At 72.5% G+C, this 22,277-nt stretch carries 20 protein-coding genes; 11 read left to right on the plus strand and 9 right to left on the minus strand.

The features are described 5' to 3' along the window. Positions 1-492 precede the first annotated feature (492 nt). Complete coding sequence (locus ACFYMU_RS05475; RefSeq protein WP_388368188.1) at positions 493-2,253, plus strand: beta-ketoacyl-[acyl-carrier-protein] synthase family protein; 1,761 nt, start codon at positions 493-495, stop codon at positions 2,251-2,253. Between the two features lie 42 nt (positions 2,254-2,295). On the opposite strand, the gene ACFYMU_RS05480 is transcribed toward ACFYMU_RS05475, so the two are convergent. Beyond that, entirely contained in the window at positions 2,296-3,423 is a 1,128-nt protein-coding gene (locus ACFYMU_RS05480; protein ID WP_388368191.1) for a Ku protein, read from the minus strand. Between the two features lie 72 nt (positions 3,424-3,495). Between ACFYMU_RS05480 and ligD the strand changes: the two genes are divergently transcribed. Further along, positions 3,496-4,377 carry a non-homologous end-joining DNA ligase gene (gene ligD, locus ACFYMU_RS05485; protein ID WP_388368194.1) on the plus strand — a complete coding sequence of 294 codons (882 nt, stop codon included), beginning with the start codon at positions 3,496-3,498 and terminating at the stop codon, positions 4,375-4,377. A gap of 129 nt (positions 4,378-4,506) precedes the next feature. Here ligD and ACFYMU_RS05490 read toward each other — a convergent pair whose 3' ends face one another. After that, positions 4,507-5,310 (minus strand): nuclease-related domain-containing protein, encoded by an 804-nt coding sequence (locus tag ACFYMU_RS05490; protein WP_388368197.1) that lies wholly within the window; start codon positions 5,308-5,310, stop codon positions 4,507-4,509. A gap of 97 nt (positions 5,311-5,407) precedes the next feature. On the opposite strand from ACFYMU_RS05490, the gene ACFYMU_RS05495 reads away from it, so the two are divergent. From ACFYMU_RS05495 to ACFYMU_RS05510, 4 genes are all read left to right on the plus strand, one after another. After that, positions 5,408-5,914, plus strand: coding sequence for a dual specificity protein phosphatase family protein (locus ACFYMU_RS05495; protein WP_388368199.1), 507 nt, complete (start codon positions 5,408-5,410; stop codon positions 5,912-5,914). Positions 5,915-6,164: 250 nt separating this feature from the next. Then, positions 6,165-7,532 (plus strand): FtsW/RodA/SpoVE family cell cycle protein, encoded by a 1,368-nt coding sequence (locus ACFYMU_RS05500; RefSeq protein WP_388368202.1) that lies wholly within the window; start codon positions 6,165-6,167, stop codon positions 7,530-7,532. Then, positions 7,529-9,043: a penicillin-binding transpeptidase domain-containing protein gene (locus tag ACFYMU_RS05505; RefSeq protein WP_388368205.1), complete on the plus strand. Its 1,515-nt coding sequence runs from the start codon at positions 7,529-7,531 to the stop codon at positions 9,041-9,043. Before ACFYMU_RS05500 ends, ACFYMU_RS05505 begins: the two co-directional genes overlap by 4 nt. A gap of 61 nt (positions 9,044-9,104) precedes the next feature. Then, complete coding sequence (locus ACFYMU_RS05510) at positions 9,105-9,596, plus strand: DUF3291 domain-containing protein (protein WP_388368208.1); 492 nt, start codon at positions 9,105-9,107, stop codon at positions 9,594-9,596. Here ACFYMU_RS05510 and ACFYMU_RS05515 read toward each other — a convergent pair. Both ACFYMU_RS05515 and ACFYMU_RS05520 read right to left on the minus strand, forming a co-directional pair. Then, complete coding sequence (locus ACFYMU_RS05515) at positions 9,541-10,179, minus strand: Uma2 family endonuclease (RefSeq protein WP_388368211.1); 639 nt, start codon at positions 10,177-10,179, stop codon at positions 9,541-9,543. The two genes, ACFYMU_RS05510 and ACFYMU_RS05515, sit on opposite strands and share 56 nt — an antisense overlap. Before the next feature lie 108 nt (positions 10,180-10,287). Then, positions 10,288-11,394: a ferritin-like domain-containing protein gene (locus tag ACFYMU_RS05520; RefSeq protein WP_388368214.1), complete on the minus strand. Its 1,107-nt coding sequence runs from the start codon at positions 11,392-11,394 to the stop codon at positions 10,288-10,290. Positions 11,395-11,525: 131 nt separating this feature from the next. On the opposite strand from ACFYMU_RS05520, the gene ACFYMU_RS05525 reads away from it, so the two are divergent. The 5 genes from ACFYMU_RS05525 (at position 11,526) to ACFYMU_RS05545 (ending at position 16,039) form a co-directional block, all read left to right on the plus strand. Further along, positions 11,526-12,455 (plus strand): diiron oxygenase, encoded by a 930-nt coding sequence (locus tag ACFYMU_RS05525; RefSeq protein WP_388368217.1) that lies wholly within the window; start codon positions 11,526-11,528, stop codon positions 12,453-12,455. A 118-nt stretch (positions 12,456-12,573) separates the two neighbouring features. After that, the gene (locus ACFYMU_RS05530; protein WP_388368220.1) at positions 12,574-13,299 is read left to right on the plus strand and encodes a TetR/AcrR family transcriptional regulator; all 726 of its coding nucleotides are present in this window, start codon (positions 12,574-12,576) and stop codon (positions 13,297-13,299) included. A gap of 199 nt (positions 13,300-13,498) precedes the next feature. Beyond that, on the plus strand, positions 13,499-13,813 hold the full coding sequence (locus ACFYMU_RS05535) for a hypothetical protein (protein WP_388368223.1): 315 nt from the start codon (positions 13,499-13,501) through the stop codon (positions 13,811-13,813). Positions 13,814-13,916: 103 nt separating this feature from the next. Further along, a complete protein-coding gene (locus tag ACFYMU_RS05540; RefSeq protein ID WP_388368226.1) occupies positions 13,917-15,023 on the plus strand; it encodes an NlpC/P60 family protein in 1,107 nt (368 codons plus the stop codon). Positions 15,024-15,226: 203 nt separating this feature from the next. Next, positions 15,227-16,039: a hypothetical protein gene (locus ACFYMU_RS05545; protein WP_388368229.1), complete on the plus strand. Its 813-nt coding sequence runs from the start codon at positions 15,227-15,229 to the stop codon at positions 16,037-16,039. 75 nt (positions 16,040-16,114) lie between these two features. On the opposite strand, the gene ACFYMU_RS05550 is transcribed toward ACFYMU_RS05545, so the two are convergent. Genes ACFYMU_RS05550 through ACFYMU_RS05570 form a run of 5 tightly spaced genes read right to left on the minus strand, consistent with a single transcriptional unit; the run spans position 16,115 to position 21,962 of the window. After that, positions 16,115-17,350: a styrene monooxygenase/indole monooxygenase family protein gene (locus ACFYMU_RS05550; RefSeq protein WP_388368232.1), complete on the minus strand. Its 1,236-nt coding sequence runs from the start codon at positions 17,348-17,350 to the stop codon at positions 16,115-16,117. Between the two features lie 14 nt (positions 17,351-17,364). Further along, entirely contained in the window at positions 17,365-18,003 is a 639-nt protein-coding gene (locus tag ACFYMU_RS05555) for an ATP/GTP-binding protein (RefSeq protein ID WP_388368235.1), read from the minus strand. Continuing rightward, the gene (locus ACFYMU_RS05560) at positions 17,984-18,418 is read right to left on the minus strand and encodes a DUF742 domain-containing protein (RefSeq protein WP_388368238.1); all 435 of its coding nucleotides are present in this window, start codon (positions 18,416-18,418) and stop codon (positions 17,984-17,986) included. The genes ACFYMU_RS05555 and ACFYMU_RS05560 overlap by 20 nt, the downstream gene beginning before the upstream one ends. Beyond that, complete coding sequence (locus ACFYMU_RS05565; protein WP_388368241.1) at positions 18,415-18,930, minus strand: roadblock/LC7 domain-containing protein; 516 nt, start codon at positions 18,928-18,930, stop codon at positions 18,415-18,417. The genes ACFYMU_RS05560 and ACFYMU_RS05565 overlap by 4 nt, the downstream gene beginning before the upstream one ends. Then, the gene (locus tag ACFYMU_RS05570; RefSeq protein ID WP_388368244.1) at positions 18,927-21,962 is read right to left on the minus strand and encodes a nitrate- and nitrite sensing domain-containing protein; all 3,036 of its coding nucleotides are present in this window, start codon (positions 21,960-21,962) and stop codon (positions 18,927-18,929) included. Before ACFYMU_RS05570 ends, ACFYMU_RS05565 begins: the two co-directional genes overlap by 4 nt. Positions 21,963-22,277 lie beyond the last annotated feature (315 nt).

Genomic DNA, 22,277 nt, shown 5'->3' on the forward strand with positions numbered 1-22,277 from the left:
AAAGCGCCGGACCCCGCACCCGCCCCGCCACGGACGGCGTCGATCCCGCCCGACGGCACACTCGGGTCACCACGGACGGGTCCCCGCAGAGGGACCCGCAGACGGATCGCCGCAGACCAGGGTGACGCCGGGCCCTCACCGGGCGGCGCAGACCGTACGCCGCACCGAGAAGCGGTCGGTGAACACGGCGCCATTGTTCTTGACGTCACGTCAGGTGAAACCGGTGCGGAATTACCTCGCGGGAATTCGGCAAGGCTGACGCATTTTCAAGATCCACCCCTCCGAAATTCTTGATCAATTCTCGCCGGATCCGTGATGTTCCGCACAGGAGTTGACCCATTGAGTAGTTAACAGGCCCTGAAAAAAGCAGAGTTGAGTTTCACCGCTTCGTGGTTGCGAACTGCGTCACATCGCCGAACCGGCACACTTCAAATTCAGCCGTTGTGCCTCCTGCCATGGACTCGAACAGCCACAGAAAGCAGTAGACGAACAATGCGCCACTCCTCCGCCATCTCGCTCCAGCCGCACACCGTCACCGCCGCCGAGGTCGTACCGGGAGATCTGCTCGCCCTGTCGGAACAGGACGCCGCCGAGAACACCTGGTACGTCGTGATGCACACCGTGCCGGAGAACCCGCAGACCATCCGGATGATCGTGCGCCCACCGCTGGGCGGCAGCGACCACGACGAGTTCCTCTCCCGTTCCCAGGAAGTGACGGTCGCCGGGCACCGGATGGACGTGGCCGCTGTGCCGCTCGTCACATCGAGCGACCTCGGCGCGGCCGACCTCCACGACGGGGACCGGGTCACCTCCCTGCGCGCCGTGGACCCCCGCGCCGTCGAGGAGACGTACGTCCGGCGCTGGGGCCGGTGGTACCGCGACCTGGACAACGCGGCGGAACGGCCCCTGACCGACGCCGAGTTGCGCGAACTGGCCGAACAGGCCGCGGTTCGGGGCCATCTGATCGGGCACCACCCGCGGCCGCACGCCCCGGCCAGGGTCGCGGTCCCCCGGCGGGTCGTGGTCACCGGGCTCGGGGCCATCACCCCACTGGGCGTCGGCGTGCCGGAGCTGTGGCAGGGCCTCATCGAGGGGCGGTGCGGGATACGGGAGCTCGACGGCGAGGAGTTCGCCGAACTGCCCGTACGGGTGGCCGGCACGGTGCCCGTGGACCCCGTCGGACTGTTGCCCCGGCCGCAGGCGCGCCGGATGAACCGGGCGGCCCAGTTCGGGGTGCTCGCGGCCCGGGAGGCCTGGCAGGACGCCGGGTTCGACACGGCGGGGACGCCCGAGAGCGGCCTGGACCCCGAGCGTGTCGGCGTCTCGGTGGGCGCGATCCTCGGTGACGCGTCGGTCCTGGTCGGCGGCGACCGGGTACTGCGCGACCGGGGCCCGCGCGCCGTCTCCCCCCTCACGACCCCCATGACGGTCCCCTCCCAGGCCGCCTCCCAGATCTCCCTCGACCTGCGGATCACGGGCGAGGCGCGCACGGTGACCAGCGCCTGCGCGTCGGGGACGGAGGCCATCGGCCAGGCCATCGACCGGATCCGGTACGGGCGCGTGGACGTGGCTCTGGCGGGCGGCGCGGAGGCGGTCGTCACCCCGGCGATCATGGCGGCGTTCGCCTCGATGCGCGCCCTGTCGAACCACGGCATCGGCGAGGTCTCCCCCTCCCGCCCCTTCGGCAAGGACCGCGACGGCTTCGTGAACGGCGAAGGCGCCGGGTTCCTGGTGCTGGAGGCGGAGGAGCACGCACGGGCCCGCGGGGCGCGCATCTACTGCGAGGCCGCGGGCTGGGGCCTGTCCGCCGACGCCCACCACATGGCGGCGCCCGACCCGTCCGGCAACGGGGTCGCGCTGGCCCTGCGGCGTGCCCTGGAGGACGCGGACGCCCATGCCGTGGACGTCGTCCACGTCAACGCGCACGCCACCGCCACCACCGAGGGGGACCTCGCGGAGGCGGCCGCCGTGCGGGCGGTCCTGGGCGGCGGCGTGCCCGTCACGGCCGTCAAGGGGAACCTGGGCCATCTTCAGGGAGCCGCGGGCGGCGTGGAGGCGGTGGCCACGGTGCTGACCCTCCACCGCGGGGTGATCCCCCCGACGATCGGCGGCACGGAAGAGGACCCGGAGATCCGCCTGGACGTGGTCCGGGCCACTCCCCGCCCGCTCGCCCCGGTGGGCGACCTGGCCCTGAGCAACTCCTTCGGGTTCGGCGGGCACAACGCGGTGCTGGCGCTGCGCCGGGTGGCGTAGCGGACGAGGACGGGAACGGGAACGGAAACGGCGGCCCCGGGCTCACGCCGTGCGCTTGCGGGCCGCCGCCTTCTTCTCCCCCGCCTTCTTCTCCCCCGCCTTCTTCTCCCCTGCCTTCTGGGCCGATGCCTTCCGGGCCGACGCCTTCTTCGTCGCGGGCTTCGGCCCGGCCTTCGTCGCGGGCTTCTCCGCAGTCGATTCCGACGCCGCGGTCTTCTTCGCCGCGGTCTTCTTCGCCGTCGACTTGGCCGCCGTCGTCTTCCTGCTCGCCGCCGTCGACTTCCTGCCTCCCGCCGCCGTCGACTTCTTGCCGCCGGACTCCTTCGGTACCGCGCGCGCCGACGGCCGGGCCGGCAGGCGTCTGACCTCGGCCTCGGCCTCCGCCTCGGCCGCCGCGCCCCGCGACTCCCGCACCGCGCGGACGCTCCGCTCCAGGGCCGCCGTCAGGTCCAGGACCTTGCCGCCCTCGGGCTCGGGGGCGGCCGGAAGCTCCCTGCCCTCCGCCTTCGCCGCGATCAGCTCCTCGACCGCCTCGCGGTACTCGTCGTGCAGTTCCTCCAGGTCCACCTCCCCCAGCGTGTCCATCAGCGTGTCCGCCAGGTCCAGTTCCCTGTCCCGGACGGTGACGCCGGTCTCCGGCACCACACCCTCCGGGGCCCGGATCTCGTCCGGCCACAACAGCCCGTGCATGGTGATCACGTCGTCGAGCACCCGGAGCATCCCGAGGCGCTCCCGCCCGCGCAGCGCGTACTTGGCGACGGCCACCTTCCCGCTGCGCCTGAGCGCCTCCCGCAGCAGCGTGTACGGCTTGGCGGCCGGGGCCCCGTTCGCCGAGAGGTAGTACGCCGTGTCCATCTGCAGCGGATCGATCCGGTCCGCCGGTAGGAAGGCCACGATCTCGATCGTCCTGGTGGTCGGCAGGGGCAGCTGCGCCAGGTCCTCGTCCGTGACCGGGACGACCGTGCCGTCCGCGTCCTCGTACCCCTTGCCGATCTCCGCCTGGGTGACCTCACGGTCCTCCAGCTCGCAGAACTTCCGGTAGCGGATGCGGCCGCCGTCCTCCAGATGGACCTGGCGGAACGAGATCGAGTGGCTCTCGGTGGCGTTCATCAGCTTGACGGGGATGCTGACCAGGCCGAACGAGATGGCGCCGTTCCAGATGGATCGCACGTGACCGCACCTTTCCGACCGGTCTACCCGAAATCACAGTGTTTCGGGTAATTTCCGTGGGATTCTCATCGTATGACGCCGATCACAGAGGTGGAGGGGCGACGGCTCGCGCTCAGCAACCTGCAGAAGGTGCTCCATCCCTCGACCGGCTTCACCAAGGGCGAGATGCTGCACTACTACGCGACGACCGCGGACGCGCTGCTGCCCCATCTGCACGACCGGCCGCTGTCCTTCCTGCGCTATCCGGACGGACCGGACGGGCAGGTCTTCTTCGCCAAGAACGTGCCGCCGGGTACGCCCGACTGGGTCACCACGGCCGAGGTGCCGCGCTCCGAGGGCCCGGCCCGCATGGTGCTGATCCAGGACCTGGCCAGTCTCGTCTGGGCGGCCAACCTGGTCACCGAGTTCCACACCCCCCAGTGGCGCATCGGCGCACCCGACGTGGCGGACCGGCTGGTCTTCGACCTCGACCCGGGGGCGCCGGCCACCGTCGTCCAGTGCTGCGAGGTCGCCCGGTGGCTGCGGGAGCGGCTCGCCGCCGACGGGATCGAGGCGTACGCGAAGACGTCCGGCGCCAAGGGGCTGCATCTGCTGGCGGCGGTGGAGCCCACGCCGTCGCGGCGGACGACGGAGTACGCCAGGCGGCTCGCCGTGGCGGCGGAGAAGGCGCTGCCCCGCCTCGTCGTCCACCGCATGACCCGCAGCCTGCGCCCCGGGAAGGTCTTCGTGGACTGGAGCCAGAACGCGGCGCGCAAGACCACCGCGGCGCCCTACACGCTGCGCGCCCGGCCCGCGCCGACCGTCTCCGCGCCGGTGACGTGGGAGGAGGTGGCGGGCTGTGCCTCCCCCGGCGATCTCGTCTTCTGCGCACCGGACATCGGCCCCCGGCTGAGGGCGCACGGCGACCTCATGGCCCCGCTCCTCGACCCCGCCCGGGCCGCGCCCGTGCCCTGAGCACGTCACCGGACGTCCGGTGCGCCGCCTGCGGGACCGTTACGGCCGGTCGCGCGGTGCCCCGCACCCCTTCGGGGTGGTGCCGCAGCGCGCCGGACTTCGCCGGGCCCGCTCGGAGGGTCGTGGCCGTCACACCCGCGACCAGGTCTGCCGGTCCCGTGCCATCGCGTGCAGCGCCTCCACGTCCGCCGGCTTCAGCACGCCGCCCTGGCGGGCGAGGCCGGGAAGGTCCATGTCGCTCAGGACGCGGACGTCCCGGAGCGGGGCCGTGATCTCCAGGCGGGCGGGCCGGACCGGGACCAGCACCGGGCGGACCTCCGCCGTCAGCGCGTACGACGCCCGGTTCGCCTCCGCCCGTACCCGGCGCAGCAGCGGCAGCGGCTCGTGCCGGCCGACCGTCACCATCGGGTCCGCGACGAGGACCCGCTGTCTGCGGGCGGGCAGCGAGCGCACCGCGAAGAGGCCGCCGGGGCCGATCACCAGGTGGTGGATGCGGTCGCCGCCCGGCAGCGGCACCGAGTGCAGGGTGTGCCAGCCGGCGCCCTCCAGCCCGTCCAGCGCCTCGCCGACCGCCTGCTCGGCGGCGAGCGCGCGCCGCCGCGGGTCCGGGCCCAGCCGGTGCGCGGGCCCCGGGTCGCGGTCCAGGGCGATCACCAGGGCCTCGCCGGGCCGGTTCGGTGCCAGGTCGTCGTCCGGGTGGAGGGTCAGCCGCGCCAGCTCGGCGGGCGTGGGGACGGGTGGCGGACCCACCGTCACCGGACCGGTCAGATACGGGCCGAGCGCGTCGAGCACGTCCTGCCGCCGGTCGTCGCTGAGCAGGTTGACCCGGCCCGTCTCGCGGTCGTACCAGGCGAGGTGCCCGCCGTCGGTGCGGCACACGTACAACCGTTCACGGCCGTGCCGCCAGGCCGGTATGACGCGCAGTGGGCTCATGCGCCATCACCCCTGGACCATGGGAACAGGCGGGGTGCTCCAGGGGCAAGAACCCGGTTACCTTTGTGAGCAGTTGGGGAGTCGGTGGGAGGCACCGTTGCGGACCCGCAGAGAGCAACCCGATGTTCCCGCTCCGGACAGCCCGTGGAGCGAGATCGTCCCCGGCCTGTGGATGGGCGGGCACGAGTTCAGGGGGCGCTCCGGAGAGCGGGAGTTCGCCGTCGTACGCGCCGAGTTCGATCTTGTGCTGACCCTGCTGCGGCTGCCGGGGCACGGCCCGGACGAGGGGGTCGAGCACCATGTCTGGCCGATTCCGGACGGGCCGCTCGACGGGACGCAGATCGCGGGCGTGATACGGCTCGCGCAGGCCGCCGACGACGCGATGGAGGAAGGCCGCCGGGTCCTGGTCCGCTGCTACCACGGCTACAACCGCTCCGGGCTGGTCGTCGCGCAGGCGCTGGTCCGGGCCGGTCACACGGCCGACGAGGCGATCGGGCTGATCCGCTCCCGCCGCGGGCCCTGGGCGCTGCACAACGAGCTGTTCGTGGAGTACCTGCGGGCCGGGCTGGACACCGCCCGACTCCTGGAGGAACTCGCGGAGTGACCCGCGGCGCCCGGCGGGGGACCGCCCGCGGCGCACCGGAGGCACACCGGAGGCGCACCGGAGGCGCACCGAGGCAGGGCGGAGGCGCGTCGGACACGGTCCGAGTCGGGGCGGAGGCGCACCGGACACGGTCCGAGTCGGGGCCGAGGTACACCGGACACGGTCCGGGTCCGGGGCGAGGTGCACCGGAACGGACCGTTTGTCCCCACATAGCGGGACATGACGGTCGCCCGTTTGCTACGTTCCGCACATGATCCAGCCCGGAACGACCGGAACGACGCCGACGACGGACGCCCCCGTCCCCGCCGTGCGCCTGCCCCGGCGCCGTGGCACGGAGGTCGCCCTCATCGCCCTCGCCGTCCTGATCTCCGTGTACGGCTACTGCGCCGTCGGTCTGGCCCGGCACGGCACCCTGCCGCCCGGCGCCGCCCGCTACGGCACCGGGCTCGCCGTGCTCGCGCTGCTCGCGCACGCCGCGGTGCGGCTGCGGGCCCCGTACGCCGATCCGCTGCTGCTGCCCATCGCCGTGCTGCTCAACGGCGTGGGCCTGGTGCTGATCTGCCGTCTCGACCTGGAGACCCCGGGCGACCGCGCGGCACCCGCCCAGCTGTACTGGTCGACGGTGGGCGTGGCCCTGTTCATCGCGGTCGTGGTGCTGCTGCGCCACCACCGGGTGCTCCAGCGCTACACCTACGTCTGCGTGGTCGCCGCCCTGGCGCTGCTCACCCTGCCGATCTTCTTCCCGGCGGTGAACGGCGCCCGGATCTGGCTGCGGATCGCCGGGTTCTCCATCCAGCCGGGCGAGTTCGCGAAGGTGCTGCTGGCGGTCTTCTTCGCCGGGTACCTGGCCGCCAACCGGAACGTGCTGGCGTTCGCGGGCCGGCGCGTGTGGCGGCTCCAGCTGCCGACCGGGCGGGTCCTCGGCCCGGTCGTGGCGGTCTGGCTGCTGAGCGTCGGGGTACTGGTCCTGGAGCGCGACCTCGGGACGTCACTGCTGTTCTTCGGCCTGTTCGTGGTGCTGCTGTACGTGGCCACGGGACGCACCGGCTGGATCGCCGTCGGGCTGCTGCTCACGCTCCTCGGGGCGTTCCCGGTCGGCCGGCTGGAGCCGCACGTGCACGCCCGGGTCCACGACTGGCTGCACCCCTTCGCGTCGATCGAGGCGGGCCAGGGCGCGAACCAACTCGCCCAGTCGCTCTTCGCGTTCGCCGCCGGCGGTGCGTCCGGCACGGGGCTCGGCCTCGGCCACTCGGTCCTGATCGGCTTCGCCGTCAAGTCCGACTTCATCCTGGCGACGGCGGGCGAGGAGCTGGGGCTGGCGGGTCTGACCGCGCTGTTCCTGGTCTACGCCCTGCTGGTGGAGCGCGGCTACCGGGCGGGCCTGGCGCTGCGCGATCCGTTCGGGCGGCTGCTCGCGATCGGTCTCGCGTCGATCGTCGCCCTCCAGGTGTTCGTGATCGCGGGCGGGGTCATGGGTCTGATCCCGCTCACCGGTATGGCGATGCCCTTCCTGGCCCAGGGCGGCTCCTCGGTCGTCACCAACTGGATCATCGTGGCGCTGCTGATCCGGATCAGCGACTCGGCGCGCAGCCAGTACGACGGGACGCCGGTGCCGTGAGCCTCCCCCGAGGTCTCGACTTCGCTCGACCAGGAGGGACCCCCACCATCCGCCGGGTCGCGGCGCTGTGCGGGGTGCTCCTGGTCGCCCTGCTCGTGAACGCGGCCCGGGTGCAGATCGTCGAGTCCGCACGGTACGACGGCAACCCCGCCAACCGGCGGCAGATGATCGCCCGTTACGGCCAGCCGCGCGGCGACATCGTGGTCGACGGCCGTCCGGTGACCGGCTCCCGGAGCACGGCGGGGATGTTCCGCTACGAGCGCACGTACACGGACGGGCGGCTGTACGCGGCGGTCACCGGCTTCGCCTCGCAGACGTACGGCACCACGCAGCTGGAGGACGCGCAGGACGCGCTGCTGTCGGGCACCGACCCGCGGCTCGCTCCGGTCCCCCTGTGGAACGACGTCGTCAGGGCGCGCAACCCGGGCGGCACCGTCGTGACGACCCTCGACGGGGCCGCGCAGCGGGCGGCGTACCGGCACCTGGCGGGGCGCACCGGCGCGGTCGCCGCGATCGAACCGTCCACCGGGCGGGTCCTGGCGCTGGTCTCGGCGCCGTCGTACGACCCGGGGGAGCTGTCGGGGTCGGGGGAGGCCGCCGCCCGCGCCTGGGGGCGGCTGAACGGCGAGGCGGCACAGCCGATGCTCAACCGCGCCGTCCGGCAGACCTATCCGCCCGGCTCGACGTTCAAGGTGGTCACGGCCGCGGCGGCGCTGGAGGCGGGGGTCGTCACGGACCTCGACGCGCCGACGCGGTCCCCGGATCCCTACCGGCTGCCGGGCACGACCACCCGGCTGACGAACGAGTCGAAGGGCTGCGCCGACGCCTCCCTGCGGTACGCCTTCGCGTGGTCGTGCAACACGGTGTTCGCGAAGCTGGGGGTCGATGTGGGGCTGCGGAACATGCTCGGCACCGCGGCGGACTTCGGCTTCAACGACCGGAGGCTGGGCATCCCGTTCGCGGTGGCGCCCAGCACCTTCGGACGGAAGCTGGACCGGGCGCAGCTGGCGATGTCCTCGATCGGGCAGTTCGACACGCGGGCGACGCCGCTGCAGATGGCGATGGTGGCGGCGGCGGTCGCGGGCGAGGGCTGGGTGCGGGCGCCGTACCTGGTGGAGCGGACGACGACGAGCGGCGGGAAGACGGTCTCGAGGACCGCCCCGCGCACCCTGCACCAGGCGATGACCCCGGCGACCGCGGAGCAGCTGCGGGAGATGATGACGGACGCCGTTCAGGAGGGGACGGGCAGGAACGCGGCGATCCCCGGCGCCACGGTGGGCGGCAAGACGGGCACGGCGCAGCACGGCGTGCGCAATTCCGGCAAGCCCTACGCGTGGTTCATCTCCTGGGCGCAGGCGGACGGCTCGCTGGAGCCGGCGGTGGCGGTCGCGGTGGTGGTGGAGGACGCGGCGGCCGAGCGCGGGGAGATCAGCGGGGGCGGGAACGCGGCACCGATCGCGAAGGCGGTGATGGAGGCCGTGCTGACGTCCCGTCCGCACGGGGGACGGTGACGGGTCCGCCTGCTGAGACGGGGTCTGTCGCCCGGGCGGGCGGCCGACCTACCGTTCGGCCATGACGGAAACCGCCCGGCTCGGGGCCTCGTACGAACTCGCCCAGGTCAACATAGCCCGCCTCAAGGCCCCTCTCGACTCCCCGCAGCTGAAGGACTTCGTGGAGGGCCTCGACCCCGTGAACGCGACGGCCGACGAGGCGGACGGTTTCGTCTGGCGGCTGCAGAGCGAATCCGGCGACGCGACGGACGTGCCGGTCTTCGGGGACGAGTGGCTGATCGTCAACATGTCGACGTGGCGGGACACGAACGCCCTGACCGCGTTCATGTACCAGGGGCAGCACCGTGAGATGCTGGCGCGCCGCCGAGAGTGGTTCGAACGCCTTCAGGAGGCGGTCACGGCCCTGTGGTGGGTGCCCGCCGGCCACCGTCCGACGGTGGCGGAGGCCGAGGAGCGGCTGGTGCACCTCCGCACGCACGGGCCGACGGAGTACGCGTTCACTCTGCGGACGTCGTTTCCTCCGGGGGTGGCGCTACCGGTGGCCGGCGGTTGACCGCGGTGAGGTCGATGTCGACGGGGAAGGGCTCGGTCAGTTCGAGCCGGTGGTGATGGATGCCGGTGACGGCGTACGAGTTGGTCGCCGGATCCAGTTCGTAGACGTACACGACAGGCAGTCCGCCGTTCTCCTCCACCCGCCAGAAGTGACGGATGCGGGCCCCCGCGTACTTGCGGGGCTTGACCTCACGATCCCGTTGCTCGGAGTCCTCGGAGACGACCTCGACCGCCAGGATGACGTCCTTGGGGTCGTACCACGTCTGCCTCGACCCCGTGCGGGCGCTGTACGGCACCACCATGAGGTCGGGCTCCGGGCGGTCGCGCTTGCCGAGTTTCGTCGTCATCTCGCGGACGACGTAAAGGGTGTCCGGAGCCGCGCCTGCGAGGGCGTTCTCCAACAGGCGCAGTGTCGCCATATGGAAGTCGGTCTGCGGACTCATGAAGAAAAGTCCCCCGTCGATCAGCTCGGTGTGCGGCGGGAGGCCCGGAATACGGTCGAGGTCGTCCGCGGTCCAGCCGCCCGGAGGGGGCATCGGATAGGCGTACGGCCCTTCCCACTCGTCCTCGGCTGCGGCACTCATCAGCGCTCCCATGCGACGGAGTCTGGCAGGTACGACCAGCCTACCGAGGGCGAACACCGTTTCGCCGCTCTGCCGAGTGATCGCCGGACGTGCGTTTGACGTCCCCGTTCAGCCCTCCGCCCCCGCCTCGATCGCCTCCTCCACCTCCGCGACGCGCTCCGTCTCCTCCGCGGCGAAACGCTCCGCGTCCAGCCGCTCGGCGATCTCCTCGTCCTGGGCCATCAGCAGGTCCAGGTTCGAGTCGCCCAGCTCGAAGACGCCCATGTCGACGTACGCCTGCTGGAGGCGCTTGCCCCACAGGCCGATGTCCTTCACGCACGGGACGATCCGGCTGAAGAGCAACTGCCGGAACAGATGGAGGTATTCGGACTGCTCGCTGAGTTCCTCCGCCTCCGCCTTGGGGATGCCGAAGTTCTCCAGCACCTCCACCCCGCGCAGGCGGTCGCGCATCAGGTGGCAGCCCTCGATGACGAACTCCTCGCGCTCGCGCAGTTCCGCGTCCGTGAGCTGCTTGTAGTAGTCGCGCAGGGCCATCCGGCCGAACGCCACGTGCCGCGCCTCGTCCTGCATGACGTACGCCAGGATCTGCTTCGGCAGCGGCTTGGTCGTGGTGTCCCGGATCATGCCGAAGGCCGCCAGCGCCAGACCCTCGATGAGCACCTGCATGCCGAGGTAGGGCATGTCCCAGCGGCTGTCCCGGAGGGTGTCGCCGAGCAGCGACTGGAGGTTGTCGTTGATCGGGTACAGCATCCCGATCTTCTCGTGCAGGAACCGGGCGTAGACCTCCGCGTGCCGGGCCTCGTCCATCGTCTGGGTCGCGGAGTAGAACTTCGCGTCCAGGTCGGGGACCGACTCCACGATCCGCGCCGCGCACACCATCGCGCCCTGCTCGCCGTGCAGGAACTGGCTGAACTGCCAGGACGTGTAGTGCTTGCGCAGCTCGCCCTTGTCGTCGTCGGTCATCTTCGCCCAGTACGGCGTCCCGTACAGCGCCAGGGCTTCGTCGGGGGTGCCGAGCGGGTCGTGCGGGTCGACCTCCAGGTCCCAGTCGATCCGCTTCTGGCCGTCCCACTGCTTGTCCTTGCCCTTCTGGTACAGGGCGAGCAGCCGCTCACGGCCGTCGTCGTACTCCCAGCCGAACCGCGCCGCACCGCTCGCGGGTACGTGCCAGAGGCGGTCTCCCGGGTCGTTGGCGTACATCTCATACGTCGGCATGAGGCCACGCTCACATGCGGTAGACGCGTCGTCAACAAGTGGCGCACAAGGGATTGACGTCCTTGCTGACAAGCAGTCTTATAAGACGTGACCGCGGGTAACAGCGGCTTGTACGACGAGGTGGGACAGCGATGACGACGGTGACGGAAGCCGAGGTGCTGCGCGACGCCCTCGGACTGCTCAAGGACCGGGAGCAGGTGGCCGAGCGGCTGCTCGACTCCTCCGCCAAGCACTCCTTCGATCCGGACAGGGAACTGGACTGGGACGCCCCCTACGAGGACGGCAAGTGGTTCTGGCCGCCGGAGCTGGTGTCGCTGTACGACACGCCGCTGTGGAAGCGGATGAGCGAGGAGCAGCGGATCCGGCTCTCCCAGCACGAGGCCGCGGCGCTCGCCTCGCTCGGCATCTGGTTCGAGATCATCCTGATGCAGCTGCTGGTCCGGCACATCTACGACAAGTCGGCGACGAGCGCGCACGTGCGGTACGCGCTCACCGAGATCGAGGACGAGTGCCGGCACTCCAAGATGTTCGCCCGGCTCATCGCGCACGGCGGGACGCCCTGGTACCCCGTCAGCCGGGTGCACCAGAACCTCGGCCGCCTGTTCAAGACGGTCTCGACGACACCGGGGTCCTTCACCGCCACCCTCCTCGGCGAGGAGGTCCTGGACTGGATGCAGCGGCTGACCTTCCCCGACGAGCGGGTGCAGCCGTTGATCCGCGGGGTGACACGCATCCACGTGGTGGAGGAGGCCCGGCACGTCCGCTACGCGCGCGAGGAACTGCGCCGCCAGATGCTGACGGCGCCGCGGTGGTCGCAGGAGTTCACACGCGTCTCGTCCGGCGAGTTCGCCCGCGTCTTCTCGGTCGCCTTCGTCAACCCCGAGGTCTACACCAACGTCGGCCTGGACAAGCGGGAGGCCATGGCCCAGGTCAAGGCGAGCGGCCACCGCCGGGAGATCATGCAGACGGGTGCGAAGCGGTTGACGGACTTCCTGGACGACATCGGGGTGCTGCGGGGCGTGGGGCGGCGCCTGTGGAAGTCCTCGGGCCTGCTGGCCTGAAGAGCCGTCCGCCGCACCGCGTCGCAGCCGGTAGGCGCACCGGCTGCGCGCGGGTCCCGGGGCGGTCGCCGCCCCTGTCGGGTCCCCCTCGCCGCGACCACGCGATTACGCTGCGGACATGACCTCCGAGGCCCCCACCCGCGCGTACCGTCGGCTCAGCGTCGAGGAGCGGCGCAGCCAGCTGCTCGGCGCCGCGCTGTCCCTCTTCGCGCAGCGCGCGCCCGAGGAGGTCTCGCTCGACGACGTGGCCGAGGCGGCCGGCGTGTCGCGCCCGCTCGTCTACCGCTACTTCCCCGGCGGCAAGCAGCAGCTGTACGAGGCCGCCCTCAGGTCCGCGGCGGAGGAGCTGCGGGAGTGCTTCGACGAACCGCGGGAGGGCCCCCTCCTGCCCCGGCTGAGCCGGGCCCTCGACCGCTACCTCGCCTTCGTCGACCAGCACGACGCCGGCTTCAGCGCCCTGCTGCAGGGCGGCAGCGTGGCCGAGACGTCCCGCACGACCGCCATCGTGGACGGGGTGCGGCGGGCCGCCGCCGAGCACATCCTCGGCCACCTCGGCGTCGAGGAGCCCGGGACGCGGCTGCGGATGACCGTGCGCATGTGGATCACGGCCGTGGAGGCCGCCTCCCTCATCTGGCTCGACGAGGACAAACAGCCGCCGGTCGGCGAGCTGCGGGACTGGCTGGTGGAGCAGTTCGTCGCCTGCCTGGTGGCCACGGCGGGGCGCGACGCCCAGACCGCCGCCGTGGTGCGGGCCGCCCTGGCCCTGGAGAGCGCGGAGGGACCGGCCGGCACGCTGGTGCGGGGGGTGCTGCCCGTGGTGGGCGACGCCGGCCATCTGCTGTGACCCGGCGGCGCGCCGCGGACCGCGCTCCCGCGACCAGGGCCTCCTCCGGGTCCCCCGCCGCCCGCGCGGAGCGCGGACGCAGCGGTGTTCGGTGCGTGCTGTTCGGTGCGTGCTGTTCGGTGCGTGCGTGCCGGGCACCGGGGCGCGGGCGAGGAACTCAGGACACCGCCCAGGTGCAGTGCCCTGTGAGACTGGTGCCGTGAAGAGCCAAGACACCCCGTTCGTGGGCGGTCCGCTGGACGGGCGCGTCCTTCCGGTCCTGCTCGGCCCGACCGGCCATCCGCCCAGGACGTACCGCATCCCGGTCCCGGACCCGGCCGGCGGCCCGCCCACGGTGCTCGTCTACCGGCGGGCCGAGGCGGGCCGGGGCGGGGCGCTCGGTCTCCACCAGGGCTGGAGGTACGAGTTCGACCCCGAGGGCGCGGCCGGCCGCCGCCCGCGCCTGCGATGGCCGAGACCGCGCCGGAGGCCAGGCGCCACGCCGGGCGGCGCCCCGGAAGCCGCCGACGAGTGACCTCTCTGGGCCGAACCGACCACGCGGCGGGCGCCCGGGGTGCACGCAACGGATCCTGCCGGTGCGAGGTGGACCTCCCACCCCCCGCACCGGAGGTGATGTCATGTCAGGACGGCTGTTGCGCCTGGTCTGCACGGCGGCGGTGACCGCCTCTGCCCTGCTCGCCCCCGTGCCCGCGACGGCCGCCGCGGGCCCCGGCCCCGGTCCCGGCTCCGCCCGGCAGGCGAACACCCGCCCGATCTCCGAGCTTCTGACGGACCTCCAGCAGAGGTACCGGCGGGCCGAACGGGCCACCGAGGCGTACAACGCCACTTCGGAGAAGCTCAAGAAGCAGCGGGCCGAGGTCGCGCGGCTCGACGGGCGGCTCGCCCTCGCCCGGCTCGCCGTGCACGGCAGCCGCGGCGAGATCGGCCGGCTCGCCCGGCAGCAGTACCGCAGCAGCACGGAGATCTCCCGGTACGTCCGCGTGCTGCTCGCCCGCGATCCCCAGCACGCGCTCGACGAGGGGCATGTCATCGGGCAGTTGGCGCGGGGACGGGCCGGGACCCTGCGCCGGCTGGCGGGCGCCGAGAAGCAGGCCGACGAGCTGGCCCGCACGGCGCGCGCGGCCCTCCGCGAACAGACCGCGCTCGCCGGGCGGCAGAAGAAGGAGCAGGACGACGTCCGCGGGCAGCTGAAGGAGATCGAGAAGCTGATCGCCTCGCTCAGCGCCGGGCGGCTCGCCGAGCTGGCCGAGTTCGAGCGCGGCGGGGCCGCGGCCGCGCAGCGGAGGTTTCTGGCGTCCGGCACGCTGAGCGGGGAGCGGGCACCCACCGACGCGGGCGACAGGGCCCTGCGGTACGCCGTCGGACAGATCGGCAAACCGTACGAGTGGGGCGCCGCGGGGCCGGGGTCGTACGACTGCTCGGGGCTGACCTCGCGTGCCTGGGAGCACGCGGGGCAGGCCATCCCGCGGACCAGTCAGCAGCAGTGGGCCCGGCTGCGGCACGTGCCGCTGAAGCGGCTGAGGCCCGGGGACCTGGTGATCTACTTCCCCGAGGCCACGCACGTCGCCCTGTACCTCGGGGACGGCATGGTCGTCCAGGCACCGCGGCCCGGAGAGAAGATCAAGGTGTCCCCGATCGCCTCGTACCCCGTGCTCGGAGCCGTGCGTCCGGACCCCGGCGAGGAGCCCCTGCGGCGCTACGTCCCGCCACGGCTCGGGCGGTGAATTCCGCCCCCGAAGGATCGGCGGACGGCGCGGACTGAGTTCGCATCAGATCCCTCCGTCCATGCGACACGCGCGCGAGTGCACCCGACCGGCCCTGCCGTATCACTCCTCGACCATGCCCGATATGACAGTAAATACGGCCTTCAGTACGTTCGACGAAGGTCGGCTGTCCGGCCGACGTCTTCAAGACCGAGAGAAGTGACATGCCCACGCGTACCTTCGTTGTGGCCGCCGCCGTAGTGGGCGCCGCGGCCCTTGCCACCACCGGCATCACCTACGCCTCGATCGCCGATCCCAGCGAGAGCGCCACGTCCGGCCACCGGGCGGCCGCGCCGGTCCAGCCGTCGGCGCCGTCGGCGCATCGACCGACGCCCACCTCGCCTCCCCTCGGTGACGGCACCGCTCACGGACAACGGGACGACCACCAGCAGGGCCACGGACAAGGCAACGGCCAGCAGGGCCACGGACAGGGCAACAGCCAGCAGGGCCACACCCAGCAAGGAGGCGGTCAGCAAGGAGGCGGTCAGCAGGGCGGCAGCCAGCAGGGCGGCAGCCAGGGAAACCGTCCCCAGCAGGGGAGCGGTCAGGAGAACGGCAGCCAGGGGAGCCGTGACCAGGGCCGCGACGGGAACGACCGCAACGGCAACGGCCGTGACGGCGACCGCGACGGGAGCGACCGCGACGGCGGCCACGGCTCCGACCGCGGACACGACGGTGACCGCGGCCACGAGGACCGCGGAAGGATCTACTTCAACGACCGGACGTACTCCGCCCAGCCGGACGGCTGCGTCACCGCGGCCAGCGGCCTGGGCTCCAGCAGCTTCAGCGTCTACAACGACAGCCGGATGGTCATCGAGGTCTTCCGCGGCTTCACCTGCGACAACGGGGCTCCCGTCGCCACGGTCGGCCCCCACGGCACGGGCTACGGCGTGGTGACCCGCAGCGTCCAGGGGGGTCTGTTCGGCGACGACGGCGTCGCGGGCAGCTTCCGGGTGATCGACCACGACGACTGGTGACCGTGCCGCCCGGAGCGTCCGGAAACCCGGCCCGCCGGAATCGGGCCGGTGTCTCCGGTGCTGTGCGACAGACCGTCAGGCCCCCGCGACCGACGCCAGGTAGGCCTCCGCCTTCTCCGGCTCGTAGAAGTAGTCCTCGAAGTCGGCCGGGTTGTTGAAGCCGTTGGCGAAGCGGTCCGCGACCGGCTGCAGCGCACCCGCCGCGCCGATCAGGTTGAGGACGTGCTCCGGCGGCACGCCCAGCATCGCGTTCGTCCACTTGGTCACGTGCTGGGCCGTGTCCCAGTAGCGGTCGAACGTCTGCCGCATCCAGACCTCGTCGAACTCCTTGTCACCGTGTTCCAGGATCGAGGCGAGGTACGCGGCGGCGCACTTGGCGGCCGAGTTGGCGCCCTGGCCGGTCACCGGGTCGTTCGCCACGACCACGTCCGCGACGCCCAGCACCAGGCCGCCGCCGGGGAGGCGGCCCACCGGGTTGCGCACGGTGGGGGCATACCGCCCCGACAGCGTGCCGTTCGCGTCCGTCAGTTCCACCTTGGTGGCCCGCGCGTACTCCCAGGGCGTGAACCGCTCCATGAGCTCCAGGGTCAGGGAGAGGTGCTCGCCCGGGTCCTTGACGCCGTTGAAGACGTCGAGCGGGCCGCCGGGGACGCCCTCCCAGAAGAGGATGTCCGCGCGCCCCGAGAGGGTCAGGGTCGGCATGACGAAGAGCTCGCCGACGCCGGGGACCAGGTTGCAGCGGACCGCGTCGAACTCCGGGTGTTCCGGGCGGGGGCCCAGACCGTGGACGTAGGCGACCGCGAGGGCCCGCTGCGGCTCGCTGAACGGGGAGCGCGAGGCGTCGCGGCCGAACATCGAGACCAGCTCGCCCTTGCCCGCCGACACCAGCACCAGGTCGTAGGCGCGGGAGAAGTAGTCGAGGTCGGAGACCGCCGCCCCGTGGATCACCAGCTGGCCGCCGCGCTGGGCGAACGTCTCCATCCAGCCGGCCATCTTCAGCCGCTGGTCCACGGACTGCGCGTACCCGTCGAGCCTGCCCACCCAGTCGATCACGCGCTGCGACTCCGGGCCCGCCACGGAGACGCCGAGTCCCTCGATGTCCGGGGCCTGGGACTCCCAGAAGTTCAGCTGCAGGTCGCGCTCGTGCTGCAGCGCCGTGTGGAACATGCACTGCGTCGACATGACGCGGCCGGAGCGGATCTCGTCCGCGGTCCGGTTGGACATCAGGGTGACCTCGTACCCGTGCGCCTGGAGGCCGAGGGCGAGCTGGAGTCCGGACTGGCCGGCTCCGACGACGAGTATCTTCCGCATGCGGGTGGGTTCTCCTACTCGGGGGTGACGTCCAGCGCGTGGCCGACGAGGGCGAGGAGGGTCTCGACCACCGAGATCCGGCGGCGCGCGTCCATGATCATGACAGGTATGTGTGCGGGTACGGTGAGGGCCTCGCGCACGTCCTCGGGTTCGAACCGCTCGCTGCCGTCGAAGTGGTTGACCGCGACCACGTACGGCAGGCCGCTGCTCTCGAAGTAGTCGAGCGCAGGGAAGCAGTCCGCGAGCCGCCGGGTGTCGGCCAGGACGACCGCGCCGATCGCGCCGCGCGTCAGGTCGTCCCACATGAACCAGAACCGCTGCTGCCCCGGCGTGCCGAAGACGTAGAGCACCAGGTCGTCGTCGAGCGTGATGCGGCCGAAGTCCATGGCCACGGTGGTGGTCAGCTTCTCCGGCGTCCCGGTGAGGTCGTCGGTCTTCTCGCTGGCCTCGGTCATCAGCGCCTCCGTCTGGAGGGGCGTGATCTCCGAAACGGCGGTCACCAGGGTGGTCTTGCCGACGCCGAAGCCGCCCGCCACCACTATCTTCGTGGCGATCGGCGCGCGCGTGCGGTCCGTCTGCCAGGCTTTCAGATGCTCCTCTTCGTCGAGGAGCGGGGAGACGCCCGGGGAGGCGTCAGAGACGACGGAGTCCACTCAGCACCCTTTCCAGCAGAGCGCGGTCCGGCTGTCCCGAGCCGTGACCGGTTCCGTACACACGGATCTTTCCCTGGTCCGCGAGATCGCTGAGGAGCACGCGGACCACCCCGAGCGGCATCTTCAGCAGCGCCGCGATCTCCGCCACCGTGCGCATGCGGCGGCAGAGTTCGACGATGGCCCGCATCTCGGGCATCACTCGGGTGCCCAGTGAACCGCCCCCAGAACTTAACATCTGGGCGGTGCCCCCAGTCAGCTCGCGCCGTTCCTCAGGGGCTTCCAGTGCCGCCACGAACGTCTCGACGAGCAGGACGTGCCCGAAGCGGGTGCGGCCGCCGGTGAGCGAATAGGGGCGCACCCGGGCCGGTTTGCGGTCACCGCCGCGGACGGGGAGCTTCTTCGGTGTGCTGCTCATCGGGTGCTCCCCGCCGACTCGGCCTCCAAGGACCTGCGCAGCTCGGTGCGGAGTTCGGGCGTCAGGACGTGCCCGGCGCGGCCGACGAAGAGGGCCATGTGGTACGCCACCACGCTCATGTCGCACTCGGGGGAGCCGTGCACGCCGAGGAGCGAGCCGTCGCTGATGGACATGACGAACAGGCTGCCCTCCTCCATCGCGATCATCGTGTGCTTGACCCCGCCGAAGTCCATCAGCTTCGCCGCCCCGATGGTGAGGCTGCCGACGCCGGAGACGATGGTGGCGAGGTCGGCGGAGGACCCCCGGGGTCCGCTGGGCCGGTCGGCGGCGGTCTCTCCGCCCGGGCCCGCTCCGGCGTGGTGGAGGCCGGGGTCCGACGAGAGCAGGAGCAGGCCGTCGGAGGAGACCACCGCGACCGACAGCAGCCCCGGCACCTCCTCGACGAGGTTCGTCAGCAGCCAGTGCAGGTTGCGAGCCTCACTGCTCAGTCCGAAGGTGCTGGGCGCGGTCAACTGCTTGCCTCCTCGACTGTGCCCCCCGATGCTTCTACGTCCGGTGCGCTGCCGGGTGGTGCGGTGTCCGGCGCAGCCGCGGACCGGTGCGCGGATGCCCTCGTCTCCCCCGTCCTCTCGGCGGTCTCCGCCTCGGCGTGGCGGTAGCCCTCCGTGGCGCCGCGGTGGAATCCGCCGAGTCTGCTGCGCAGCGCCTCGGCGTCCACACCGCGGGCGCGCGGCCGTGGGGCCTCGGCCGGCGCGGTGATCCTGGGGGTGCGCTTGGGAAGGCCCTTGGCGGTGAGCCGGGGGGCGGCCGGCTCCTGGGACGCCTGTGGCTCCCCGGGTGCGCCGGCCGCCGCGGGCGGCTCGGCGGCGAACGGCTCCCCGTCGGCCTGCGCACCGTCCGGGGCCGACCGCGGCCGGCCCTCGTCGGGGGTGCGCTCGTGGACGTCGGGGCCGATGGCGTAGGGGTCGGCCGTGGACTGGGCCGGGAGGTCGACGGAGGGAACGGGAGCGGGTTCCTCGGACCGCGGCGACGGCAGCAGCAGCTCCATCGTGGTCTCGGGGCCGGGCACGGGCTCGCGGTCGGATGCGGGGGCGGGCGGCTCCGGGTCGGCGGGCCACCCCGCCGGCTCCTCGGCCGCCGGGGCACCGGCGCCCGTCGCCTGCCCGTCCGCGCGCAGGAAACCCTCGCCGCGTACGGTGTCGCCGCGTACGGCGTCCCGGGCCCCTGCGGGCTCGCCCTCCCGTGCCGGCCCGTCCTCCCGGGTGCCGCCGTCCCGGCCGTCGCGCTCGCGCACGGCCTGTTCCGCCGCCGTGATCAGCGGGTCCCCGTCACCGGTCGGCTCGGGGACGGTGATCCGCGCACGGGCGCTGAGGACGTTCGCGTTCACCTCCGCGTCGGCGCCGGGCAGGGACAGGGAGGGCGCGCCGCCCGGGACCGGGCCCGCGGTGGGCGCGGCAGCCGCCGGGGTCGCGGCGAGCAGGGTGCTGGGCAGGACCACGACCGCCGCGGTGCCGCCCTGCTTCTGCTCGCGCATCCGCACCCGCACGCCGTACCGGTGGGCGAGCCGGGCCACCACGTACAGGCCGAGCCCGAGGCCCTCGCCGCCCTCCTGGTCGTAGGGGACGTCCGGGTCGAACTCGGCGAGCCGCGTGTTGAGCCGGCTCATCCGCTCCGTGGTCATGCCGATGCCCTCGTCCTGGACGGAGAGCATCACCTCGCCGTTCTCCAGGAGCCAGCCCGAGACCTCGACGGGGACGTCCGGCGGCGAGAACGAGGTGGCGTTCTCCAGGAGTTCGGCCACCATGTGCGACAGGTCGTCGGCGGCGAAGCCGGCGATGTGGGTGTGCGGCGGCAGCGCGGCGATCCGGACGCGCTCGTACCGCTCGATCTCGCTGACCGCGGCGCGCACCACGTCGACGAGCGGCACGGGCGCGGCGTGCTGCTGGACGTGCTCGGCGCCCGCCAGGACGAGGAGGTTCTCGCTGTGGCGGCGCATGACCGTGGCGAAGTGGTCGAGCTTGAAGAGCGTGGACAGCCGCTCCGGGTCCTGCTCCCGCTCCTCCAGGCCCTCGATGACGGTGAGCTGACGCTCGACCAGGCCCAGGGTGCGCAGGGCGAGGTTGACGAAGGTGGAGTGGATGCTGTGGCGGACCTGCTCCAGATGGGAGGCGGCCTCGGTGAGGTCGGTGCGCAGCCGGGTGCGCTCGTCGGCCATGGTCTGCCGCTGGCCGACGAGGTGCTTGCGGTCGGCCTCCAGGGTCGAGAGGCGCTCCTGGAGGGCGACGGCGTGCGCGTGCAGGGCGTTGACGGAGCGGACGACCTGGGCGAACTCGTCGTTGCGCCCGGTGAACTTCACCGGTTCCTCGGCGGCCGGGTCGGCGGCCACGCGGGCCGAGCCGAGGCGGAGGACGGCGAGCGGGCGGGTCAGGCTGCGGGCCATGGCCATGGCGATGCCGACGGCCACCAGCATCAGGGCCCCGAGGACGGCGATACGGATCTCCAGCGCGGTGACATCGTCGTCACGCAGCTGTGCGAGGTCCTTGCTGCGGCTCTCGTAGAGGGAGGACTCGACGCCGCGCATCACGTCGACGCGGGCGGACAGGGCCGCGTCCACCTTGCGGGAGCTGTAGCCGAGTTCCTCGTCGGAGAGGGTGGGCCGGTCGGCGAGGGCCGTGAGGTACTTCTCGGCGGAGGTGACCTCGGGGCCGGTGACCGTGGAGTCGTACGAGTCCCTGGCGGCAGGGGGCGCGGTCTCGTGGAAGTCGGCGACGGCGGCGTCGGAGCGGACGGCGGCCTGCTGGCCGGCGGCGGTGAGCGCGTCGCGCACCTCGGTGTCGGCGTCCGAGGAGCTGATGGTGGTGGTCGGCAGGCCGGTGACCGGGTCGAACGTGGTCCGGGGCGTGGACGGGACGTTCAGGGCCGCGAGGAACAGCCCGCGGGCGGCGGCGGCCTGCTGCACGGCGCTGTCGAGCTCGGCGAGGGAGTGCGCGCCGGCGCCCGCGCGGGGCGGCATCTTCTCGGCCAGCTGCTCGGCGAGTGCGTGCAGCTCGGTGATGGCGGCGGAGTACGCCCGGTGCGCTTCGAGAGCGGTGCTCTTGCCGGAGAGCGCCGCTCTGCGCGCGGCGGCCACGTCGCCGAGGCCCCTGCGGAGGGCGACGGGGACGTCCGGGTCGGCGCGCAGGTCCTCGATCTGCCGGTCGACGCGGGCGCTGTGCTGCTCGGCCGGCGCCTTCGACTTGGGCCGCCCGGCGGCCACGTACGAGGTGACGTCGTCGCGCTCGTCGGCCAGCGAGTGGGCGAGTGCCAGGGCGTCCTGGGTCTGCTCGGCCAGCGTCACCAGGTGCTGCGAGTCGTTCAGCGCGCTCGAGGCGGCGATGACGCTCGGCGCCCCGGCGCCCGCGATCGCGGCGGCCACCACGGCCACCGCGACGATCAGCCGGTTGCGCACATGGGCGGGACGGCCGCTGCCCGTGGACCCGGGCGAGGCGCCCCCCTCGGGGGCCGCCGTCTGCTTGCCTGTGCGCCGAGGCCGCGTCTTCTGCACCGGTGCTCACATTCCTGACTCGTGTACCCATGGGCCCGGGTGACGTCCCGTCAACTGGGATGTCGTCCGGTACGACGCCTCCCGACCCTCCCAGTGCCGGTGGGCTGAGGTCCTGCTTCGCCTGACCCGCCACCCGAAGGAGTGAACCCCGGCAGGGAGTTGGCGGGCAAGTTCCTCCGGCCCGTGCGGACGGCCCGAACGGCACGCTGGTTGGACGTGGGCCGCACGCTTTGGCAGTATTCGCCACCACGGTTCACCGGAGCTGATCATTCCACCCCAAAACAGGCGCCTGAGCCGGAGGGTCGCACCGATACG

It is taken from the genome of Streptomyces sp. NPDC007264 (genome assembly GCF_042869095.1).
In the GTDB taxonomy this organism is placed as follows: domain Bacteria; phylum Actinomycetota; class Actinomycetes; order Streptomycetales; family Streptomycetaceae; genus Streptomyces.

Bases quoted from the DNA above. Each gene is read 5' to 3' on its own strand.
- ACFYMU_RS05475 (WP_388368188.1), top strand. From the start codon at position 493: ATGCGCCACTCCTCCGCCATCTCGCTCCAGCCGCACACCGTCACCGCC.
- ligD (WP_388368194.1), top strand. From the start codon at position 3,496: ATGACGCCGATCACAGAGGTGGAGGGGCGACGGCTCGCGCTCAGCAAC.
- ACFYMU_RS05490 (WP_388368197.1), bottom strand. From the start codon at position 5,310: ATGAGCCCACTGCGCGTCATACCGGCCTGGCGGCACGGCCGTGAACGG.
- ACFYMU_RS05500 (WP_388368202.1), top strand. From the start codon at position 6,165: ATGATCCAGCCCGGAACGACCGGAACGACGCCGACGACGGACGCCCCC.
- ACFYMU_RS05510 (WP_388368208.1), top strand. From the start codon at position 9,105: ATGACGGAAACCGCCCGGCTCGGGGCCTCGTACGAACTCGCCCAGGTC.
- ACFYMU_RS05515 (WP_388368211.1), bottom strand. From the start codon at position 10,179: ATGAGTGCCGCAGCCGAGGACGAGTGGGAAGGGCCGTACGCCTATCCG.
- ACFYMU_RS05520 (WP_388368214.1), bottom strand. From the start codon at position 11,394: ATGCCGACGTATGAGATGTACGCCAACGACCCGGGAGACCGCCTCTGG.
- ACFYMU_RS05525 (WP_388368217.1), top strand. From the start codon at position 11,526: ATGACGACGGTGACGGAAGCCGAGGTGCTGCGCGACGCCCTCGGACTG.
- ACFYMU_RS05530 (WP_388368220.1), top strand. From the start codon at position 12,574: ATGACCTCCGAGGCCCCCACCCGCGCGTACCGTCGGCTCAGCGTCGAG.
- ACFYMU_RS05540 (WP_388368226.1), top strand. From the start codon at position 13,917: ATGTCAGGACGGCTGTTGCGCCTGGTCTGCACGGCGGCGGTGACCGCC.
- ACFYMU_RS05545 (WP_388368229.1), top strand. From the start codon at position 15,227: ATGCCCACGCGTACCTTCGTTGTGGCCGCCGCCGTAGTGGGCGCCGCG.
- ACFYMU_RS05550 (WP_388368232.1), bottom strand. From the start codon at position 17,350: ATGCGGAAGATACTCGTCGTCGGAGCCGGCCAGTCCGGACTCCAGCTC.
- ACFYMU_RS05560 (WP_388368238.1), bottom strand. From the start codon at position 18,418: ATGAGCAGCACACCGAAGAAGCTCCCCGTCCGCGGCGGTGACCGCAAA.